Here is a 16,150-nt window from a genome sequence, read left to right as displayed (position 1 = left end):
GTCAGAGCGCCCCCATCAGATTGACCAGATCGCGCTTTTCTTGCTCCGTGTAGCCGATATTGTAGCGCCGGTCGTAATAGTCGATCACAGCCCGCAGATCGGGGGCAGAGCCGCTGGCGAAATAGGGTGCCCTGCCCGTCAGGCCGCGCAGGGTCTGCAAGGTGATCTTGCCCACATCCTCACACCGTCCCGTGGTCAAGGCGTATCCCGGATCGTGGGTATGGATGACGCGACCATAATGCGGATGCGCCGGCCCCTTGCAGGTGAGGCGGAACAAAGGCAGATGCGGCTGCGGATCAGCAAAGGGCATGGTGGTGGTGCCCAGATCGACCTGACCAGGAGCCACATCCATGCCCATCTGGCTCATGTTATGGCAGAAGACGCAGGAATTGCGGACCGGATTGCCGAAGCCGACGGGGGAATTGATCCCGGCGCTGTCGGTAATCAGGAACATCTTCTCCCGGAAGACACGCGCCCCACGGGCAACGGATTCCCGCCATGCCCGCTGTTCCGGCGTGATATCGGCATCGGCTGGGATTTTCTCCCACGCCGCAAACTCGCTCCACACCGCCATTCCCTGACTGCCCAGGCGGCCAGGTTCAGATTTCGCTAGGGTTTCCGGGCCACCACGGGCGCCCATCGAGTCCAGATCGCCGCCGACACGGTCCCGCTGCCGCGCAACGAAGATACGATCCTCAAAATCACGGATGCGTTTGATATCGTCCGGGGTCAACGCGTCGAAGCCCAGATGGGAATGGGCTGCGTCACGCATCTGCGCTTCCAGCGACAGGACGCGGCGATCCGCCATCAGGTTGCCGCTGACCATCTGCCCGGTTTCGGGATCGATGGGCAGGGGCTTGCCGACCTTGGGATCGACCGCGAACCCCATGGCAAGGATATATTTGAAGTTCGCCACAGGACGAGGCCGGCGGAAGACGGAAACCTGCGGGTTCGGTGATGATAGACCCCAGACCTTGGACGCATTGCATCCGGTCGGGTCGCGCACAACCTCCAGCGTGAAGTCGGGTTCAATCTTCTGCCCATCATGATCGACAGGCGGCCAGGGCCGGGCGATACGGAACAGGCCATGATCCAGCAGCAGGGAATGCGATGCCCGCTCCCCCTGCGCCAGATCGGGGCAGTTGGCCCCGTCGATGGCCGCAAAAAGCGGGTCGTTGCCCTCCGTCTCCTGCCACCGGATACGGGCGGTTTCAGCCGACAGGCTCATCCCGTCCGACGGCTGGTGACAGGTGACGCAGGCACGCCCGTACTTTCCCTTCGGTTCGAAGAAGGGATGGCCCTTCGTCTCCATCGGCCCGCCATCCAGCAGCAGGCGGGTGACACCATCCGGGTCGGCGTCATCATACTGAGCCGGAAAGGGCGTACCGTCGCCAGGCGACCACCAGGTGGCCCCCGCCGGCAGGGTGAAGGCCGCCAGCAGGGCCAGGACGGAAACGAAGGACCGCTTCATAAAGACACCCTCGCCTTAGAACCGGTAGGTCAGGCGGCCGCCATACTGACGACGCGCGCCATAGATAATGCCGCCATCAGCGGAGGAAGAGTTCTGAAGCTGGCTGGCAATGTAGGTTTCGTCAAACAGGTTCGTCACGAACAGTTCCAGGCGGACGGCATCCGTGGGATCGATGGACAGGCGGGCATCGAACACATCGCGCGACGGCAGGGTGGTGACAAGGCTGGGGAACGGGGTCGCGTAGCTTTTGCCAACGTGGCTCCATTGCAGGCGCGGGGTGATGGCCGTCTCGCCCGCCATGATCTCGTACTGGACCCCGGCATTCACGGTCCATTCCGGGGAGAAGGGCAGCGTGCTGCCCTTTGTCACCAACTCATTGCGGTTGGCGACCGTGTTCTGCAGCGTCGTATTCTTTGCAAACTCGGCATCCAAATAACCAAGACCGGCATTGAAGCCCAACGCACCGAACCGTCCCTCCAGCTCCAGCTCACCGCCCATCGACTGGCCGGCAGCGGCGTTCTGGGTCAGCGGCAAGCCGTTGGCCAAGCTGGCCAGCTGCATATCCTTGTAGTCAGAATAGAACACCGACCCGTTCAGGCGCAGGCGACGGTCCAGCAAGGTGGTCTTCCAACCCGCCTCATAGACCAGATTGGTTTCGGGGCCGAAGGCCGGGCTGGAGGCCGGCAGGTTGCCGCCACCGGCCTTGTACCCACGCGACAGGCTGGCATAGAGCATCGTGTCGTTGGTCGCGTGGTAGTTCGCGCCCACCTTGCCCGTCAGCTTGGTGGAGCTGAGCTTGCTGATGCCCGTGCCGCCGGCGGAAACGATACGGTTATAGGTCTGGTCATCCCAGGAGTGGCGGGCACCAACGATCAGTTCCCACTGCTCCGTCGCGAAATAGTTCGCCTGACCGAAAACCGACTGCGACTTGTTCGTCACCTTCGAAATGATGGTGGAGGTGGAGGAGACGAAATTGACGGTGTTGTTATTGTCGCGCAGGACGGTGATGGGAATATCCTCATCCATGCGGAAGGCACCGATCACCCAGGTCAGCGGCCCATCACCGGTGGAGAGAAGGTTCACCTCGTTGATCAGCGTTTCAATGGTGGTGTCAGTGTAACCGACGCGTCCGACATTGGATGCAGGCGGACGCGGGCGGGCCGTGGATGTGCGGTCGCCATCGGTCTGGTCCGTCGTGCTGCCATCCTGCCAGGAGGTGAGCGCGCGCAGATCGACGCTGTCCGACAGCGCGAGTTTCAGCTCACCCGATAGCCGATAACCTTCCTGCTTCAGGTAGGAAATGGCGTCTTCCTGAATGACATAGGGATTGGTGCTGACGGTATCATTGCGACGCTTGACGGCGTTGTTGTCGCTATCGCTGTTGAAATATTCCCCGCGCAGGTTGATGCGCAGCGTCTCGGCATCGTTGCGCAGGGCGATGTTGAGGCGGGCACCCTCCAGATCGATATTGCCCGGATCGCTGCGGCTGGGTCCGATATTCTTGGAAAAGCTATCACGCTTGTCGCGGACGGCGGCAACGCGCACGGCGACATTGTCACCCATCCCGACATTCAAGGCACCGGTGGTGCGATACCAGTCATAGGATGCGATGGTCTGGTCGACAAAGCCCTTCACCACCCCGAATTCCGGGTCCGGCGTGCGCACATAGATGGCGCCACCCGTGGAATTCTGGCCCGTCAGCGTGCCCTGCGGCCCGCGCAGCACTTCCAGCGAGCCAATATCGTAGAAGGACTGGCTGATGAACTGTTCATGCGGGATAAGCTGCCCGTCGATGTAATAGGCGACGCCGGGGCTGGAGCTGGGGGCCGTCTGCGCGATACCGACGCCGCGGATATTCACATAGGTGGAACGGTTCACCTGATTGATGGCAATGGAGGGGGAGACCTGCTGAATATCGGCCAGATTGGCCACACCCTTGCGGACGATATCCTCACCCGACAGGACCGTGGCGCTGATCGGCACGTCCTGAAGGCTCTGTGTCCGGCGTTCCGCCGTCACCACGATCTCTTCCAGAACAGGGGCGCTGTCGGCCTGGGCCAAAGCCGCCGGAACGATGGCACTACCGGTCAGCAAAAGGGTAAGCAGACGCACTGCCGGGCGCGATGCCAGCTTCTTCATAGGGCTTCTCCCTTGGGATGGCCCGGACGCGCAAAGCGAAGCGGGCTCTTGATTCGTTGAATTACGCAACGATACGACAGCGCAACATGTAATGCAATATAACAAATTATAAGCACGACGAATTTCCAACGGGCTCCGTCCAGGGGCAAAAAAAGCCCGTGACACGGGGTGCCACGGGCTTGGACTCGTTACAGGGAATAATGATTTATCCGTTGTCTACATAACGGCCACGAATGGTCATCACCGCCGCTGACACGCCTGCGGCCAATACGACAGGCACCATGGCCATGGCAACGCCCGCCGGTCCCCAACCCTGGCCCAGCAGATGACCTGCCACCAGCGGGCCGGCGATGGAACCTAAACGGCCAACCGCAATGGAGGCACCCGTGGCGAGACCACGGACGACGCCTGGATAGTAGAGCGGGATGATTCCATAGAGCGAATATTGCGCGCCCAGCAGGAAGAAGCCCGCAAGCCCGGCCAGAACCAACACCGGCACCAGATTCTCAGCCCCTGCCAGCCCGAACATGGCCAGCGCCAGGCAAGGATAGGCCGCGATGATGGGAATGCGTGGCCCCAGCCGGTCAACCAGAAACCCGATCCCCAGGGCCCCGACAATACTGCCGGCATTGAAGGCAAAGGCCGCCCCTGCCCCACCGACACCGCCCAACCCCTTGGCAGCAACCAGCGACGGCAGCCAGTTCAGCAGCAGATACAGAACCAGCAGCGTCATGCCAAAGGTGAACCAGGCCAGCAGGGTGATCAGCAACCGCCCCTCACCAAACAGTGCCTTTACAGCACCGGGACGCTCCGCCAGGGAGGCATGAACCACCCGGCTGTCGGGCATCAGCTTCCACATGGCGGGCAGCAGCAACAGGGGCAACACGCCGCCGGCCAGGAAGATGGAGTGCCAGCCATACTGCTCCAGCAGACCCGCCGCAAACAGCGCGGCCAAGGCGCCACCCGCCGGCATGCCGGAAAACATCAGCGTGATGGTGCGGGTACGGCGTTCCGGTGGCGCGATTTCCAGCGCAACCGCCACAAGGCTGGGCATCGCCGCCCCCATGCCGGCACCTGCGAAGAGCCGGAAGACGCCAAGCGATACCGGACCGGTCGCCACCAACGTGGCAAGCGTGAACAGGCCGAAAATCGCCACACAGACCATCAGCAGGCCTTTGCGTCCCATACGGTCGGCCAACCAGCCGCCGGTGAAGGCGCCAAGCACAAGGCCCGCCATGCCGGCCCCAAACACCACACCCGCCTGTCCAGGCGTCAGGCCCAGTTGCGGGATCAGATACGGGGCCGCAACGCCGATGGCTTGAATATCAAAGCCTTCCAGCAGCGCGATCAGGAAGCAGAGAAGCAGGGTGATGCCGCCACGCGGCACGGATTGGGCGGGTGCGCCCATGGGTAACCTCCCGTCTATGCCCCTCGTGGCGGGGGCTTTGGCGATTCTGATGACATCATAATACAGAATCTTGTTATCATGCATAATCATTTTATTGGACAAGGGTTGGCGTTAATGCTTTTAATCATGTGACGCATCCGCCCCTGTATGTCCTGCCAATCAATGGCTTGAGTGTGGAGCGGAGAACACCCGACAGCGACCGAGCGCATTCCCTACGCACCCCCTCTTGCGTCGCTGCAAAATTCATTATATAACATAACTAATAACGGGCCGATGGCCCTATATGGGAGGAAATGGCGCATGAGCACGCAATTGGACGCCGCCCTGCTGATCGGCGGCAAGACCCGTCCGGCCGCCGAGGGCCGCAGCTTCACCCGTCTCAATCCCCTGACCGGGGAGGTGGCCAGCACCGCCGCCGCTGCCAGCATCGATGATGCACGCGAAGCCGCGGATGCCGCCGCCGCCGCCTTTCCTGCCTGGTCGGAAACCGGCCCCAATGCCCGCCGCGCCCTGCTGCTAAAGGCGTCTGAGGCCCTGACGGCCCGCATGCCGGACTTCATCGCCGCCATGGCCGCCGAAACTGGTGCCACCGCCGGCTGGGCCGGGTTTAATGTAACGCTGGCCGCCTCCATGCTGCGCGAGGCCGCGTCGATGACCACACAGATCAATGGCGAGGTGATTCCGTCCGACAAGCCAGGCTGCATAGCCATGGCGGTGCGCCAGCCGGTGGGCGTGATCCTGGGCATTGCCCCGTGGAACGCGCCCGTCATCCTGGGCGTACGAGCCGTGGCAACGGCACTGGCTTGCGGCAATGCGGTGATCCTGAAGGCGTCCGAACTGTGCCCCCGCACGCATGCCCTGATCGGTGCGGCCCTGGCCGATGCCGGCTTCCCGGCGGGCGTTGTTAATGTCGTGACCAACGCGCCAGAGGATGCCGGTGGCATCGTCGGTGCCCTGATCGACCATCCCGCGGTTCGCCGGATCAACTTCACCGGTTCCACCCGCGTAGGCCGCATCATCGCCGAACGCGCGGGCCGCAATCTGAAGCCGGTGCTGCTGGAACTGGGTGGCAAGGCGCCGTTCGTGGTGCTGGATGATGCCGACCTGGATGAGGCAGTGAAGGCCGCCGCCTTCGGCGCCTTCTTCAATTCCGGACAGATCTGCATGTCGACCGAACGCATCGTGGTGGACAACAAGGTGGCCGACGCGTTCGTTGAGAAATTCGCGGCCAAGGCAGCCACCCTGGTCGCCGGCGACCCGCGTGAAGGCAAGACGCCGCTAGGTTCCGTGGTCGATCCGCATGCTGTCACCAGCATCCAGGCCCTGATCGACGACGCCGTGTCCAAGGGGGCAAAGCTGTATCAGCCGACGCCAACCAAGGGCACGCTGATGTCGGCGGCCATCCTGGACCATGTTACGCCCGCCATGCGCATCTATGCCGAGGAAAGCTTTGGCCCCGTGACCACCATCGTGCGGGTGGACGGGGAGGATGCGGCCATCCGCACTGCCAACGATACCGAATACGGCCTGTCCGCCTCCATCTTCACCCGCGATGCGGCCCGTGGCCTGCGTCTGGCCCGGCGTGTCCAGTCAGGCATCTGCCATGTCAATGGCGCCACCGTCCATGATGAGGCGCAGATGCCTTTTGGCGGCGTCAAGGACAGCGGCTATGGCCGGTTCGGCGGCAAGGCCGGCATCGATGCCTTCACCGAACTGCGCTGGATCACACTGGAAACGCTGCCCGGCCATTTCCCGATCTGATGAATATCCCCATTCAGGATGAACATGATGAGCACCGCTGACACTGTCGCCTTTGATGTCGTGGATGGCATCGCCTGGGTCCGTTTCAACCGCCCGGAAAAGCGCAATTGCATGAGCCCGACCCTGAACCGCCGCATGATGGAGGTTCTGGACGAACTGGAATTCCGCGAGGATGTGGGCGTCCTGGTCCTGTCGGGCGAAGGCACCGCCTGGTCCGCCGGCATGGACCTGAAGGAATATTTCCGCGAGACGGAGGAGAAGGGTCTGGGCGCCACCCGTCAGGCGCAGCGTGAAAGCTATGGCTGGTGGCGCCGCCTGCGCTGGTACCAGAAGCCGACCATCGCCATGGTCAATGGCTGGTGCTTCGGCGGCGGCTACGGCCCGCTCTATTCCTGCGATCTGGCCATCGCAGCGGAAGAGGCTAAGTTCGGCCTGTCGGAGATCAACTGGGGCATTTTGCCCGGCGGCGGCGCCACCAAGGTGGTCGTTGACCTGATCCCGATGCGCGATGCTATGTACCACGCCATGACGGGTGAAGCCATCGACGGCAAGAAGGCCGCCGAATGGCGTCTGGTGAACGAGGCGGTGCCGCTGGCCCAGCTGAAGGACCGCGTGACCGAGATCGCCAAGGTCCTGCTGGAAAAGAACCCGGTGGCCCTGAAAGCCACCAAGGATGCCGTGCGCCGGGTCAAGGAAATGACCTATGACAATGCCGAGGACTTCCTGGTCCGCGCACAGGAAGCCGCCAATTCCTTTGACAATAATGGTCGCAAGGAAGGCATCCGTCAGTTCATCGATGAGAAGAGCTACAAGCCCGGCCTTGGCGCGTACAAGCGCGGGTAATCGGATAAGCGCTGCTTGTGCCGGGCTGTCCCCTTGACGGGACCCGGCACCTGTCAGGTCGGTATTGTTTGAGGGCTGTTCCATGGTTACCCCCCATCTTCCCGCCCCCGATCCGCTGGCCTTTCAGGCAGCAGCGCAGCCGGACAAGATCGCCATGATTGATCTGGTCGGTGGGCGCCGGTTCACTTATGCCGGGCTGGACGCCGCCGTGAACCGTTGCTGTGCCTGGCTGTTGGCCCGGCTGGGTGATGCGGCGGGACAGCGTATCGCGGTTATCGGGCGCAATGACGCGGCCATGCCCGTGCTGCATCTGGCCGCCGCACGCCTGGGTTCCATCTTCGCCCCCTTGAACTGGCGTCTGACGGTACCGGAACTGGCGTTCCAGGTCGCGGATGCGTCCCCGGCCCTGCTGCTGGCCGATGCAGAGTTCTTGGACACTGCCACGCTGGCGGCGGAAGGCTGCGCAGGCACGGAAATCCTGGAACTGTCACAGGCTGATGCAGCCTGGACCGCTATGGAGCCGCTGCGCCCAGCGATACCGCCATCCGTGGATCAGCCCTCTACGCTGCTATACACGTCGGGCACGTCGGGCCGGCCCAAAGGGGCTTTGCTGACCGAAAGCAACCTGTTCTTCACGAACATCAATTTCGGCCTGATGAACCGCCTGAATGCCGACAGCGTCGTGCTCTGCGACATGCCGCTGTTCCATGTTGTGGGCCTAGTCACAATGGTGCGGACCCCGCTGGCGCAAGGCGGAACGCTGCTGCTGTCGCGTGGGTTTGACCCCGCGGTGACCCTGTCCCGTCTGGCGGACCCCGATATGGGTGTCACTCATTACATGTGCGTGCCGCAGATGGCGCAGACCCTACGTCAGCATCCCGATTACAACCCCGCACGGCTAGGCCGTCTGGTCGCGCTCTGCACCGGCGGCGCGCCCATGCCCGCCGCCCTGATCCAGCGGTTCACCGAGGATGGCATCACCATCGCCGATGGTTATGGGATGAGTGAGGCTGGAACCGTGCTGGGTATGCCCATCACCGACCGTGCCCGCATCGTGGCCAAGGCCGGTTCCGCCGGCATCCCCGGGCCCACTCTGCGCCTGCGTCTGGTCGATGATGAGGGACGGGACGTGTCAGATGGCGGTGTCGGGGAAATCTGGATCAACGGCCCCAACCTGTCGCCCGGCTACTGGAACCGTCCCGAACTGCCGACCCTGGCGCAACAGGGCGGCTGGCTGCGCACCGGGGATGCGGCACGGCGGGATGCCGACGGCTTCTATTATCTGGTGGATCGCAAGAAGGACATGTTCATCTCCGGTGGGGAGAATGTGTATCCAGCAGAGGTGGAGGCCGCCATCTTGGAACTGGACAGCGTGGCAGAGGCCGCCGTCATCGGCGTGCCAGATGAGCGCTGGGGCGAGGTCGGCTGGGCCTATGTGGTGCCCCGCGCCGGCCATACCGTTACGGCGGAACAGGTTCTGACGCACCTGGACGGGCGCTGCGCACGGTACAAGCGGCCACAGCGTGTGTTCATCACCGACAGCCTGCCGCGCACCGGATCGGGCAAGGTGCAGAAACATCTTCTGCGCCAACAGGCCGCGGACACCACGAATCCCTCGAAATCCGCCTGACTTGGCGATAGTTTGCACCGGCAAATGCGCAAAGGTGGAGTGAGCGGTATGGATGAACGCGGCGGTATCGATCTTTCGGCCCTGCAGGGATCTGTTGGTTACAGGTTGCGGCGGGCCCAGATTGCGGCATTCACCCTGTTCACGCAGTTCATGTCGGAATTCGATATCCGCCCGACGCAGTTCGCCATATTGACGGTGATCCGTGACAATCCCGGCCTCAGCCAGTCACAGATCAGTGACGCGCTGGGCCTGAAGCGTGCCAATCTGGTGCCGCTGCTGGACGGGCTGGAAGGGCGCGGGCTGCTGGTCCGCTCCCCCTCCCCCGCTGATCGGCGGTCCTACTGTCTGCACCTGACCGACCATGGTCAGGAACGGATGCGCGAAATCCAGGCCCGGCACGACGCCTATGAACAGGAACTGACTACGGCGCTGGGCGTTGCTGGCCGCACCGCCCTTCTGGCCCTGCTGGACGGGTTCAAAATGGCGGGCGGGGACGGCGGGGATGAAGGCTAAGGGTCACGTCCGCCGCCAAACACGCCAGCCCAGCAGAGCCACCACAATCGCCAGATAGACCAGTGGTTCCAACGGCCAGCTTTTCACCAGCATCACATAATGCACGGCCCCCGCCAGCACCGCCGGGTAAACAAGCTTGTGCAGCCTGTTCCAGTTGCGCCCGCCGACCCAGCGGATGGCGGCGTTGAAGCTGGTGGCCGCCAGCGGAAGCAACAGGACAAAGCCTGCCATACCGATGGTGATGTAGGGCCGCTTGACGATGTCGGCCCAGATGGCCGGCCAGTCTAACCCCTGATCCAGAAGCAGATAGACGGTCAGGTGCAGCACGACATACAGAAACGCAATCAGCCCAACCGCACGCCGGTACTTCAGCAGCCCGATACCCAGTTCCCGACGCAATGGCGTGATGGCCAATCCCAGGATCAGGAACCGCAGGGCCCATTCGCCCATGGCATGTTCCAATGTCTTGGCCGGATCGGCCCCCAGATCGCCGTAGAAAATCTGATAGACATAGAACAATGCCGGTATAAGCCCCGCCAGATAGACCGGCCAGGTCGGAAAACGCGGCTGGATGCGCAGATTGGCGATAGCCATCAATAGAATTTCCGCAGGTCCATGCCGGCATAAAGGCTCGCCACCTGGTCGGCATAGCCGTTGAACGGCAGAGTCGGACGACGCTTGGCAAACAGGCCGCCACCATCCCCGATCCGCCGCTCCGTAGCCTGGCTCCAGCGCGGATGATCGACCTCTGGGTTCACATTGGAATAGAAGCCATATTCCTGCGGCGCCTGGATATTCCAACTGGTAGCCGGCTGCTTGTCGGTCAGGCTGATACGCACGATGGACTTGATGCCCTTGAAACCGTATTTCCAAGGCACAACAAGGCGCAACGGCGCCCCGTTCTGGTTGGGCAGGCTCTCCCCGTAAAGGCCGGTGGCCAGCAGGGTCAGGGGGTTCATCGCCTCATCCAGGCGCAACCCCTCCACATAGGGCCAATCGAGGATCTTGAAGAATCCACTCTGGCCCGACATTTCCGACGGGCGGACCAGCGTCTCAAACGCCACGAACTTGGCACCAGACTGTGGCTCCACCCGTTTCAGCAGGCTGGCCAGCGGAAAGCCATTCCAGGGGATGACCATGGACCAGCCTTCGACACAGCGCATGCGATAGATACGCTCCTCAATCGTCATGCCCTTCAGCAGGTCATCAAGGTCATACTCGCCCGGCTTGCCCACCATGCCGTCGATCTTCACCTTCCACGGCTTCACGGTCAGGCGCCCGGCATTGCGGGCGGGGTCGGATTTGTCGGTGCCGAATTCGTAGAAGTTATTGTAGCTGGTAATGTCTTTCAGGCTGGTCGGCGTCTCATCCGTGCTGAACGGGCTTTTCACCGCTGCCTGTGCGGCGCCCGCGCCTGCCAGCATCATCCCCCCGAACCCGGCCAAAAGGTGGCGGCGGTTCAGGTACAGATCGCGCGGCGTTACCTCGCGCTCGCTCAGATCGGGGGCATGGCGCAGCAGCATCGGGGGCATTCCTCTGTCGGACACAGGTACTGACAGACAGATATGCCGTAAGACCCGGTTTGGACAGTGCGCCCTGTCACTTGCTGCGTCAATTTAGCTTCCGCGTTTGCGAGTAATTTGCAATATACCCAGAGCCAATGGAGGATCGAATGCGGATCAATGCGAAGCTTTGGGTAGGTGTCGGCCTGTGCGTAGCCATGGGCCAGACCGGTATGGCAATGGCCCAGGACCATCACGCCGGCCATGGCGCCGCCGTGCCGGCCGCCGCCGAGGGTGGCGAGGGCGGGGAACTAGGCGCCTTTGACAACCTGTCCGAAGATCAGCAGTTGCAAGGCTCCCTGGGTCTGATACGCGGCCACCTGTCGGTGGGCCGGGAGCTTTACAATGCGGGGCGCGGCGGCGATGCCATTCCGCATTTCCTGCACCCGGCGGAAGAAATCTATGACGGTGCCCGCCCCGTGCTGGACACCCGTAAGGCCGGGTTCGAGGCCGAGCTTGACGCCCTGGTAGCGCTGGCGCGCGCGAAAGCCCCGGTGGCCGATGTCGTAAAGGCGCTTGAGACGGTTGAGAAGGCCATAGCCAAGGCAGAGGCCACGATCGCCGCGGCTGACCGTGCCAAGCCGGCCTTTCTGACGCCTGTCATCGCCACCCTGCTGCGCACGGCGGCGTCAGAATATGCGGCGGCGGTGGAGGATGGAGTGATCACCAGCCCCATCGAGTACCAGGATGGACGCGGCTTCTACGCCATCGCCAAGGTCTATCTGCACCGTCTGGCCGCCTCTGCCGCTACCAGCGACCCGTCAGGCAATGCCGCCAAGGCCATGGATAAGCTGGCCCCCGTCTGGGCCACGCTACAGCCGCCCAAGGGCAAGGTGACCCCGCCGGGGGAAGTGTCGGCCATGGTCTCCAATGTCGAATTGGCATTGAGCCGGCTGCGGTAAATAACAACAGAGTCTCATCATGGGTAAGGTGCGGCGTTCATTTCCGGTATTGGCAACTGTCATAATGGCCTTCACCCTGGGGCTGGCCGGGCCGCGGGCGGAAGCCGACCGGCCCGGCAACCTATCCGCCTGGAGCCGGCCTGACAGCGCGCCCTACCCTGCGGACAACCCGTTCTCCGACGCCAAGCTGGAACTGGGCCGGCGCCTGTTCAACGACACGCGCCTGTCCGGCGGCAATTCGATGTCCTGTGCCAGTTGCCATGACCCGGCCAAGGGCTTCTCCGACGCCCGGCCGCGGGCCGTGGGTGAAGGCGGGCAGGCAGGTCCCATGCATACGCCCACCCTCTGGAACTTGGCCTGGGCGGAGCAGCTATTCTGGGATGGGCGGGCCGGCAGCCTGGAAAGGCAGGCCCTGGGTCCCATCGCCAACCCCATCGAGATGAACCAGGATCTGGCCGCCCTGCCGGCGGAACTGAAGGGTGACCGGGATCTGGAGGCGGCCTTTGCCCGCGCCTTCCCACAGGATCCGGTGATCAACCTGGATAACATTGCCAAGTCGCTGGCGATCTTCGAACGCACCCTGGTTTCGCCCATCACACCCTTTGACCGGTGGGTCGCGGGTGATGAAGCGGCCATCCCTGACGCTGCCAAGCGCGGCTTCGCCCTGTTCGATGGCAAGGCGGCGTGCAGCAACTGTCACAAGGGCTGGGCCTTTACTGACGGTGCCTTCCACGATATCGGCCTGCCGGCGACGGGGCCGGGCCGTGGCGGTGTGGTTGGGCATGCCGAACTGGCCAATAGCTGGAAAACCCCGACCCTGCGGGAGATTGGCCGTACCGCACCCTATATGCATGACGGCTCCATCACCGATCTGAAAGATGTGCTGCGCCATTATGTGCAGGGCGTGTTGCAGCGCCCCACCCTGTCACGCGATCTGCCGCCGCATCTGGACCTGACCGATGCCGAACAGACCGACATCCTGGCCTTCCTGGGCACGTTGAACGCCGATCCCGCGGCTCTGCCGGTGCATGTGAACGCCGTGCCGGCCACCGATCCCGGTCCCGTCACCGCCGGCCCCGCACCCGCCCGGCTGGAGGTGACGCAGCGGGATACCGCCTTCAGTGCCGCCGCCGTCCGCCTGCGCAAGGGCGGCACCCTGGTCATCCATAACGAGGATACACGCGTCCATAACATCCGCGTCTTCGCCAGCGACATGGATTATGACAGCGGCGTGCAGGACCCTGGGCAGTCGGTGGAGGTCCTGTTCGACCATCAGGGCCGTTTCCGCGCCGTCTGCAACATCCATCCCAAGATGAAGATGAGCGTTGAGGTGGTGGAGTAAGACGTCTGGCCAGCAAGCCAGCCGTGGACCTGCCGCCGAATTCGGAGACGAAGACGGTACAGCTCCGACCTGCATCGCCGTGATGCAACGAGATGAAACAAAAAACAAAGGGGTGTTTCAGGAGTGACGGGTTGCGCCGCTCCGAAAGCCTGTGGCTCCGAATGGCTATGGACGCAGCTTTGGTGGTGAGGAATCCATCTTAGCAAAAGGCGGGCAGTAAGTCTGCAATTCCGCTCATGCCCCTGACAGCAGGCACAGATCTGTGTCAGCCATACCCAACTGATCGATCAGTGCCGCCAATAGAGGCAGCACCTATCCCACGAACGCCAGCAACGGCTCCCAATCCGCGCGCAAATCAGCCGCACGCTTGGCCTTCTGGTCGAACAGGGTCAGACCGTCGGCGGCAAGGTCGGTGTACATCTGGCTGTCGCGCAGGCGGGCCACCACCTGATGCCCCGCGCCAGCCAGGAACGTATCCAGGCGGTCCGCCGCCTTCGTGCGGGCCCGCAGCCGGTTGCCGACGATGGCGACGGGCACCTTCGCCTTGGCGATGGCCTTCACCTCTTCCAGCTTGTCCAGGAAACGGGCCGTTGCCGCCTCGTCAAAGGCACCGGGCAGGACGGGCAGGACGACGATGTCGGACATGCGGATCAAATCTTCGACATCCTTGGGCCGCATGGCCGCCGGCGCGTCAATGACCAGCCGGCCCGTGCCCGATGGCGGTTTGCCGATCTCCTTCACCCAATCCAGTCCCAGGATGGCGGCCGCCGTGTCCGGCCGGGTCTTCAACCAGCCCAGGGATGATTTCTGTCGGTCCAGATCGGCCAAGGCCGTCTTGTGCCCATGACCGGCGAAGAAGGCGGCCAGATGCGTCGCAATTGTCGTCTTGCCGACGCCGCCCTTGATATTGGAAACCAGGATGGTGCGCATGTCTTTCCCTTGCAACAGCGGGCGGAGGGTTCAGCGATCCTCCGCCTCTCCTTCCGCTTCCTGCCAGAACGGCTTGGCATCCGTGAAGCGGTGCCAGTCGGCGACGATATGTTCTTCCAGATCATGCAGGCCGCGCGCGTGCCAGCCCGTGACCAGACCGGCGCCCAACCGCCAAGCGGGCGGCAACGTCTCGCCCCCCGTCCGCTCCAGTTCCGCCACCAGCTTGTCCACGGTGGCCACATCCTGCAAATGGCCCAGATGGTCCTGCAAAGTGGACAGTTCCTCCAGGAACCGACGGAGCGCCTTGCCTTCATAGAGCGAACGGAAGAAATCTGCCGCATAGCGCAGCTTTTTCAACGAGATGCGCAACTCGTGCCGGGGGGCGGCGGCTAGCTTGGCGAAGCCCCTTCCCCGCTTGCGCGCTTGCTTGTGCCGCTTGCCCAGCAGGGCACCCGCCATTTCGGTGACGGGGGACAACAGCAGTGTCGATTGCTCGCTGACCGGCTGGTTGCGCCATTGCCGGCCATCGACCCAGGCCGCTAGGTCCAATAGGAGTGCTGTATGCGATGGATCGGCCAGGGTCGTGCGGACCAGGGCATAGCCGCGTTCCCGTGCGGCGCGCGCCGCCATTTCCAGTTCTGCCAGACCGGCATGACCGGAGAGAGCCGTGGCGACCGGGTGCAACAGATCGCCCAGGAAAACATCCCATTCCCGCGCCGATCCCAACGCGTCGGCAAGCGCCTTCACACGCGGACCCAGATCATCCAACTGATCCGCCGGGATGAAGGGCCGGAAGATTTGCAGGGCGGAGCGCAGGCGGCGCAATGCCACGCGCATCTGATGCACCCCCTCGGGGTCCTGACCCAGCCGCGTAACCGGCTCATTCGCCATCAGATGACCCAGGCAATGGCGCACGATGGTGGACAGCGTCTCCTCCACCGTCGCGTCCGGGTCCAGGGTCAGCTTGGCGGCCTTCACGCTGACCGGCGTAGCGCCCGAAGACAGGGCATAGCCGCGCGCCGATTTGGTCTGCATCTCAAGTCGCACCGGCACTTCGGCATGGATGGCGCGGGCCAGATCATAAAGGGCAGCGGTCTCGGTGCCTTCCGACAGTTCCAGTTCCAGTTCATGCACCGGCAGGGTCAGGCCGCCCGGAGCCACAATCTCCCCCTGGTCCAGCGCCACCTCGATGGTGATGCCGGGGCGGGGCGACAGGTGCCGGATTTGCCGGCGGATGCGGGTTTCAAACACCGGCACCAGATCGTCATTGCCAACCCCGTCCAGCGCGTCAAGCACGCTGGGGTCGGGCAGCAGCGACAGGTCGGGGCGCGGATGCGCCACCTCCACCTCCCACTCACCGCGCACCAGGGCGCCGGCACCCGGCTGGGGTGCGGACTTCAGAGTCTGGATCAGCGTGCGGCCCACACGACGCACGCGCAACGACAGGCCGTTGGCCAGAAATCGCCGGTCCTCGGTATCAAAGTAAATGCTGTCGAGCGACTTGACCTTCGGCTTGGCGATGGTGTCGGAGAGGCAGGCCAGCCCCCGCAGCCGGTCCATGTCGGACGGCGCCACCGCCAGTTTCAGTTCAATCTCCAACCCGGACATCATACACCGCACACATGGCAAAACACGACCGGCGGGCTGAT

General features: G+C 63.3%; 13 protein-coding genes. 6 read left to right on the top strand and 7 right to left on the bottom strand.

Going from position 1 to position 16,150, the window contains the following annotated elements; genetic code table 11:
* Nucleotide 1: 1 nt before the first annotated feature.
* The 3 genes from C0V82_RS17750 to C0V82_RS17740 all read right to left on the bottom strand — a co-directional run bounded on the left by C0V82_RS17750 (nt 2) and on the right by C0V82_RS17740 (nt 5,018).
* On the bottom strand, nt 2–1,471 hold the full coding sequence (locus tag C0V82_RS17750; RefSeq protein ID WP_199772581.1) for a hypothetical protein: 1,470 nt from the start codon (nt 1,469–1,471) through the stop codon (nt 2–4).
* A 15-nt stretch (nt 1,472–1,486) separates the two neighbouring features.
* Nucleotides 1,487–3,610 carry a TonB-dependent receptor gene (locus C0V82_RS17745; RefSeq protein WP_102113784.1) on the bottom strand — a complete coding sequence of 708 codons (2,124 nt, stop codon included), beginning with the start codon at nt 3,608–3,610 and terminating at the stop codon, nt 1,487–1,489.
* Nucleotides 3,611–3,815: 205 nt separating this feature from the next.
* On the bottom strand, nt 3,816–5,018 hold the full coding sequence (locus C0V82_RS17740; protein ID WP_102113783.1) for an MFS transporter: 1,203 nt from the start codon (nt 5,016–5,018) through the stop codon (nt 3,816–3,818).
* Nucleotides 5,019–5,318: 300 nt separating this feature from the next.
* Here C0V82_RS17740 and C0V82_RS17735 point away from each other — a divergent pair, with 300 nt between their 5' ends.
* From C0V82_RS17735 to C0V82_RS17720, 4 genes are all read left to right on the top strand, one after another.
* Nucleotides 5,319–6,779, top strand: a complete 1,461-nt coding sequence (locus C0V82_RS17735; protein WP_102113782.1) for an aldehyde dehydrogenase — start codon at nt 5,319–5,321, stop codon at nt 6,777–6,779.
* A gap of 24 nt (nt 6,780–6,803) precedes the next feature.
* Nucleotides 6,804–7,622, top strand: a complete 819-nt coding sequence (locus C0V82_RS17730; protein WP_102114374.1) for a p-hydroxycinnamoyl CoA hydratase/lyase — start codon at nt 6,804–6,806, stop codon at nt 7,620–7,622.
* Nucleotides 7,623–7,704: 82 nt separating this feature from the next.
* Nucleotides 7,705–9,252: an AMP-binding protein gene (locus tag C0V82_RS17725; protein WP_102113781.1), complete on the top strand. Its 1,548-nt coding sequence runs from the start codon at nt 7,705–7,707 to the stop codon at nt 9,250–9,252.
* A 48-nt stretch (nt 9,253–9,300) separates the two neighbouring features.
* Nucleotides 9,301–9,765: a MarR family winged helix-turn-helix transcriptional regulator gene (locus tag C0V82_RS17720; RefSeq protein ID WP_054166310.1), complete on the top strand. Its 465-nt coding sequence runs from the start codon at nt 9,301–9,303 to the stop codon at nt 9,763–9,765.
* A 3-nt stretch (nt 9,766–9,768) separates the two neighbouring features.
* Here the strand turns inward: C0V82_RS17720 and msrQ are convergent, their stop codons facing one another.
* Together msrQ and msrP are read right to left on the bottom strand one after the other, a co-directional pair.
* Nucleotides 9,769–10,359, bottom strand: coding sequence for a protein-methionine-sulfoxide reductase heme-binding subunit MsrQ (gene msrQ, locus C0V82_RS17715; protein WP_102113780.1), 591 nt, complete (start codon nt 10,357–10,359; stop codon nt 9,769–9,771).
* Nucleotides 10,359–11,288, bottom strand: coding sequence for a protein-methionine-sulfoxide reductase catalytic subunit MsrP (msrP, locus tag C0V82_RS17710; RefSeq protein WP_102113779.1), 930 nt, complete (start codon nt 11,286–11,288; stop codon nt 10,359–10,361). Before msrP ends, msrQ begins: the two co-directional genes overlap by 1 nt.
* 149 nt (nt 11,289–11,437) lie before the next feature.
* On the opposite strand from msrP, the gene C0V82_RS17705 reads away from it, so the two are divergent.
* The gene (locus C0V82_RS17705; protein WP_102113778.1) at nt 11,438–12,229 is read left to right on the top strand and encodes a hypothetical protein; all 792 of its coding nucleotides are present in this window, start codon (nt 11,438–11,440) and stop codon (nt 12,227–12,229) included.
* Nucleotides 12,230–12,293: 64 nt separating this feature from the next.
* Nucleotides 12,294–13,571: a cytochrome c peroxidase gene (locus C0V82_RS17700; protein ID WP_158660022.1), complete on the top strand. Its 1,278-nt coding sequence runs from the start codon at nt 12,294–12,296 to the stop codon at nt 13,569–13,571.
* Between the two features lie 312 nt (nt 13,572–13,883).
* Here the strand turns inward: C0V82_RS17700 and C0V82_RS17695 are convergent, their stop codons facing one another.
* Both C0V82_RS17695 and C0V82_RS17690 read right to left on the bottom strand, forming a co-directional pair.
* Entirely contained in the window at nt 13,884–14,501 is a 618-nt protein-coding gene (locus C0V82_RS17695) for a ParA family protein (protein WP_102113776.1), read from the bottom strand.
* 30 nt (nt 14,502–14,531) lie between these two features.
* Nucleotides 14,532–16,112, bottom strand: coding sequence for a CYTH and CHAD domain-containing protein (locus C0V82_RS17690; RefSeq protein WP_245924274.1), 1,581 nt, complete (start codon nt 16,110–16,112; stop codon nt 14,532–14,534).
* Nucleotides 16,113–16,150: the final 38 nt, after the last annotated feature.

Origin of the sequence: Niveispirillum cyanobacteriorum (assembly GCF_002868735.1) — a bacterium.
In the GTDB taxonomy this organism is placed as follows: Bacteria; Pseudomonadota; Alphaproteobacteria; order Azospirillales; family Azospirillaceae; genus Niveispirillum; species Niveispirillum cyanobacteriorum.
This window is presented reverse-complemented; position numbering and strand designations above follow the sequence as displayed.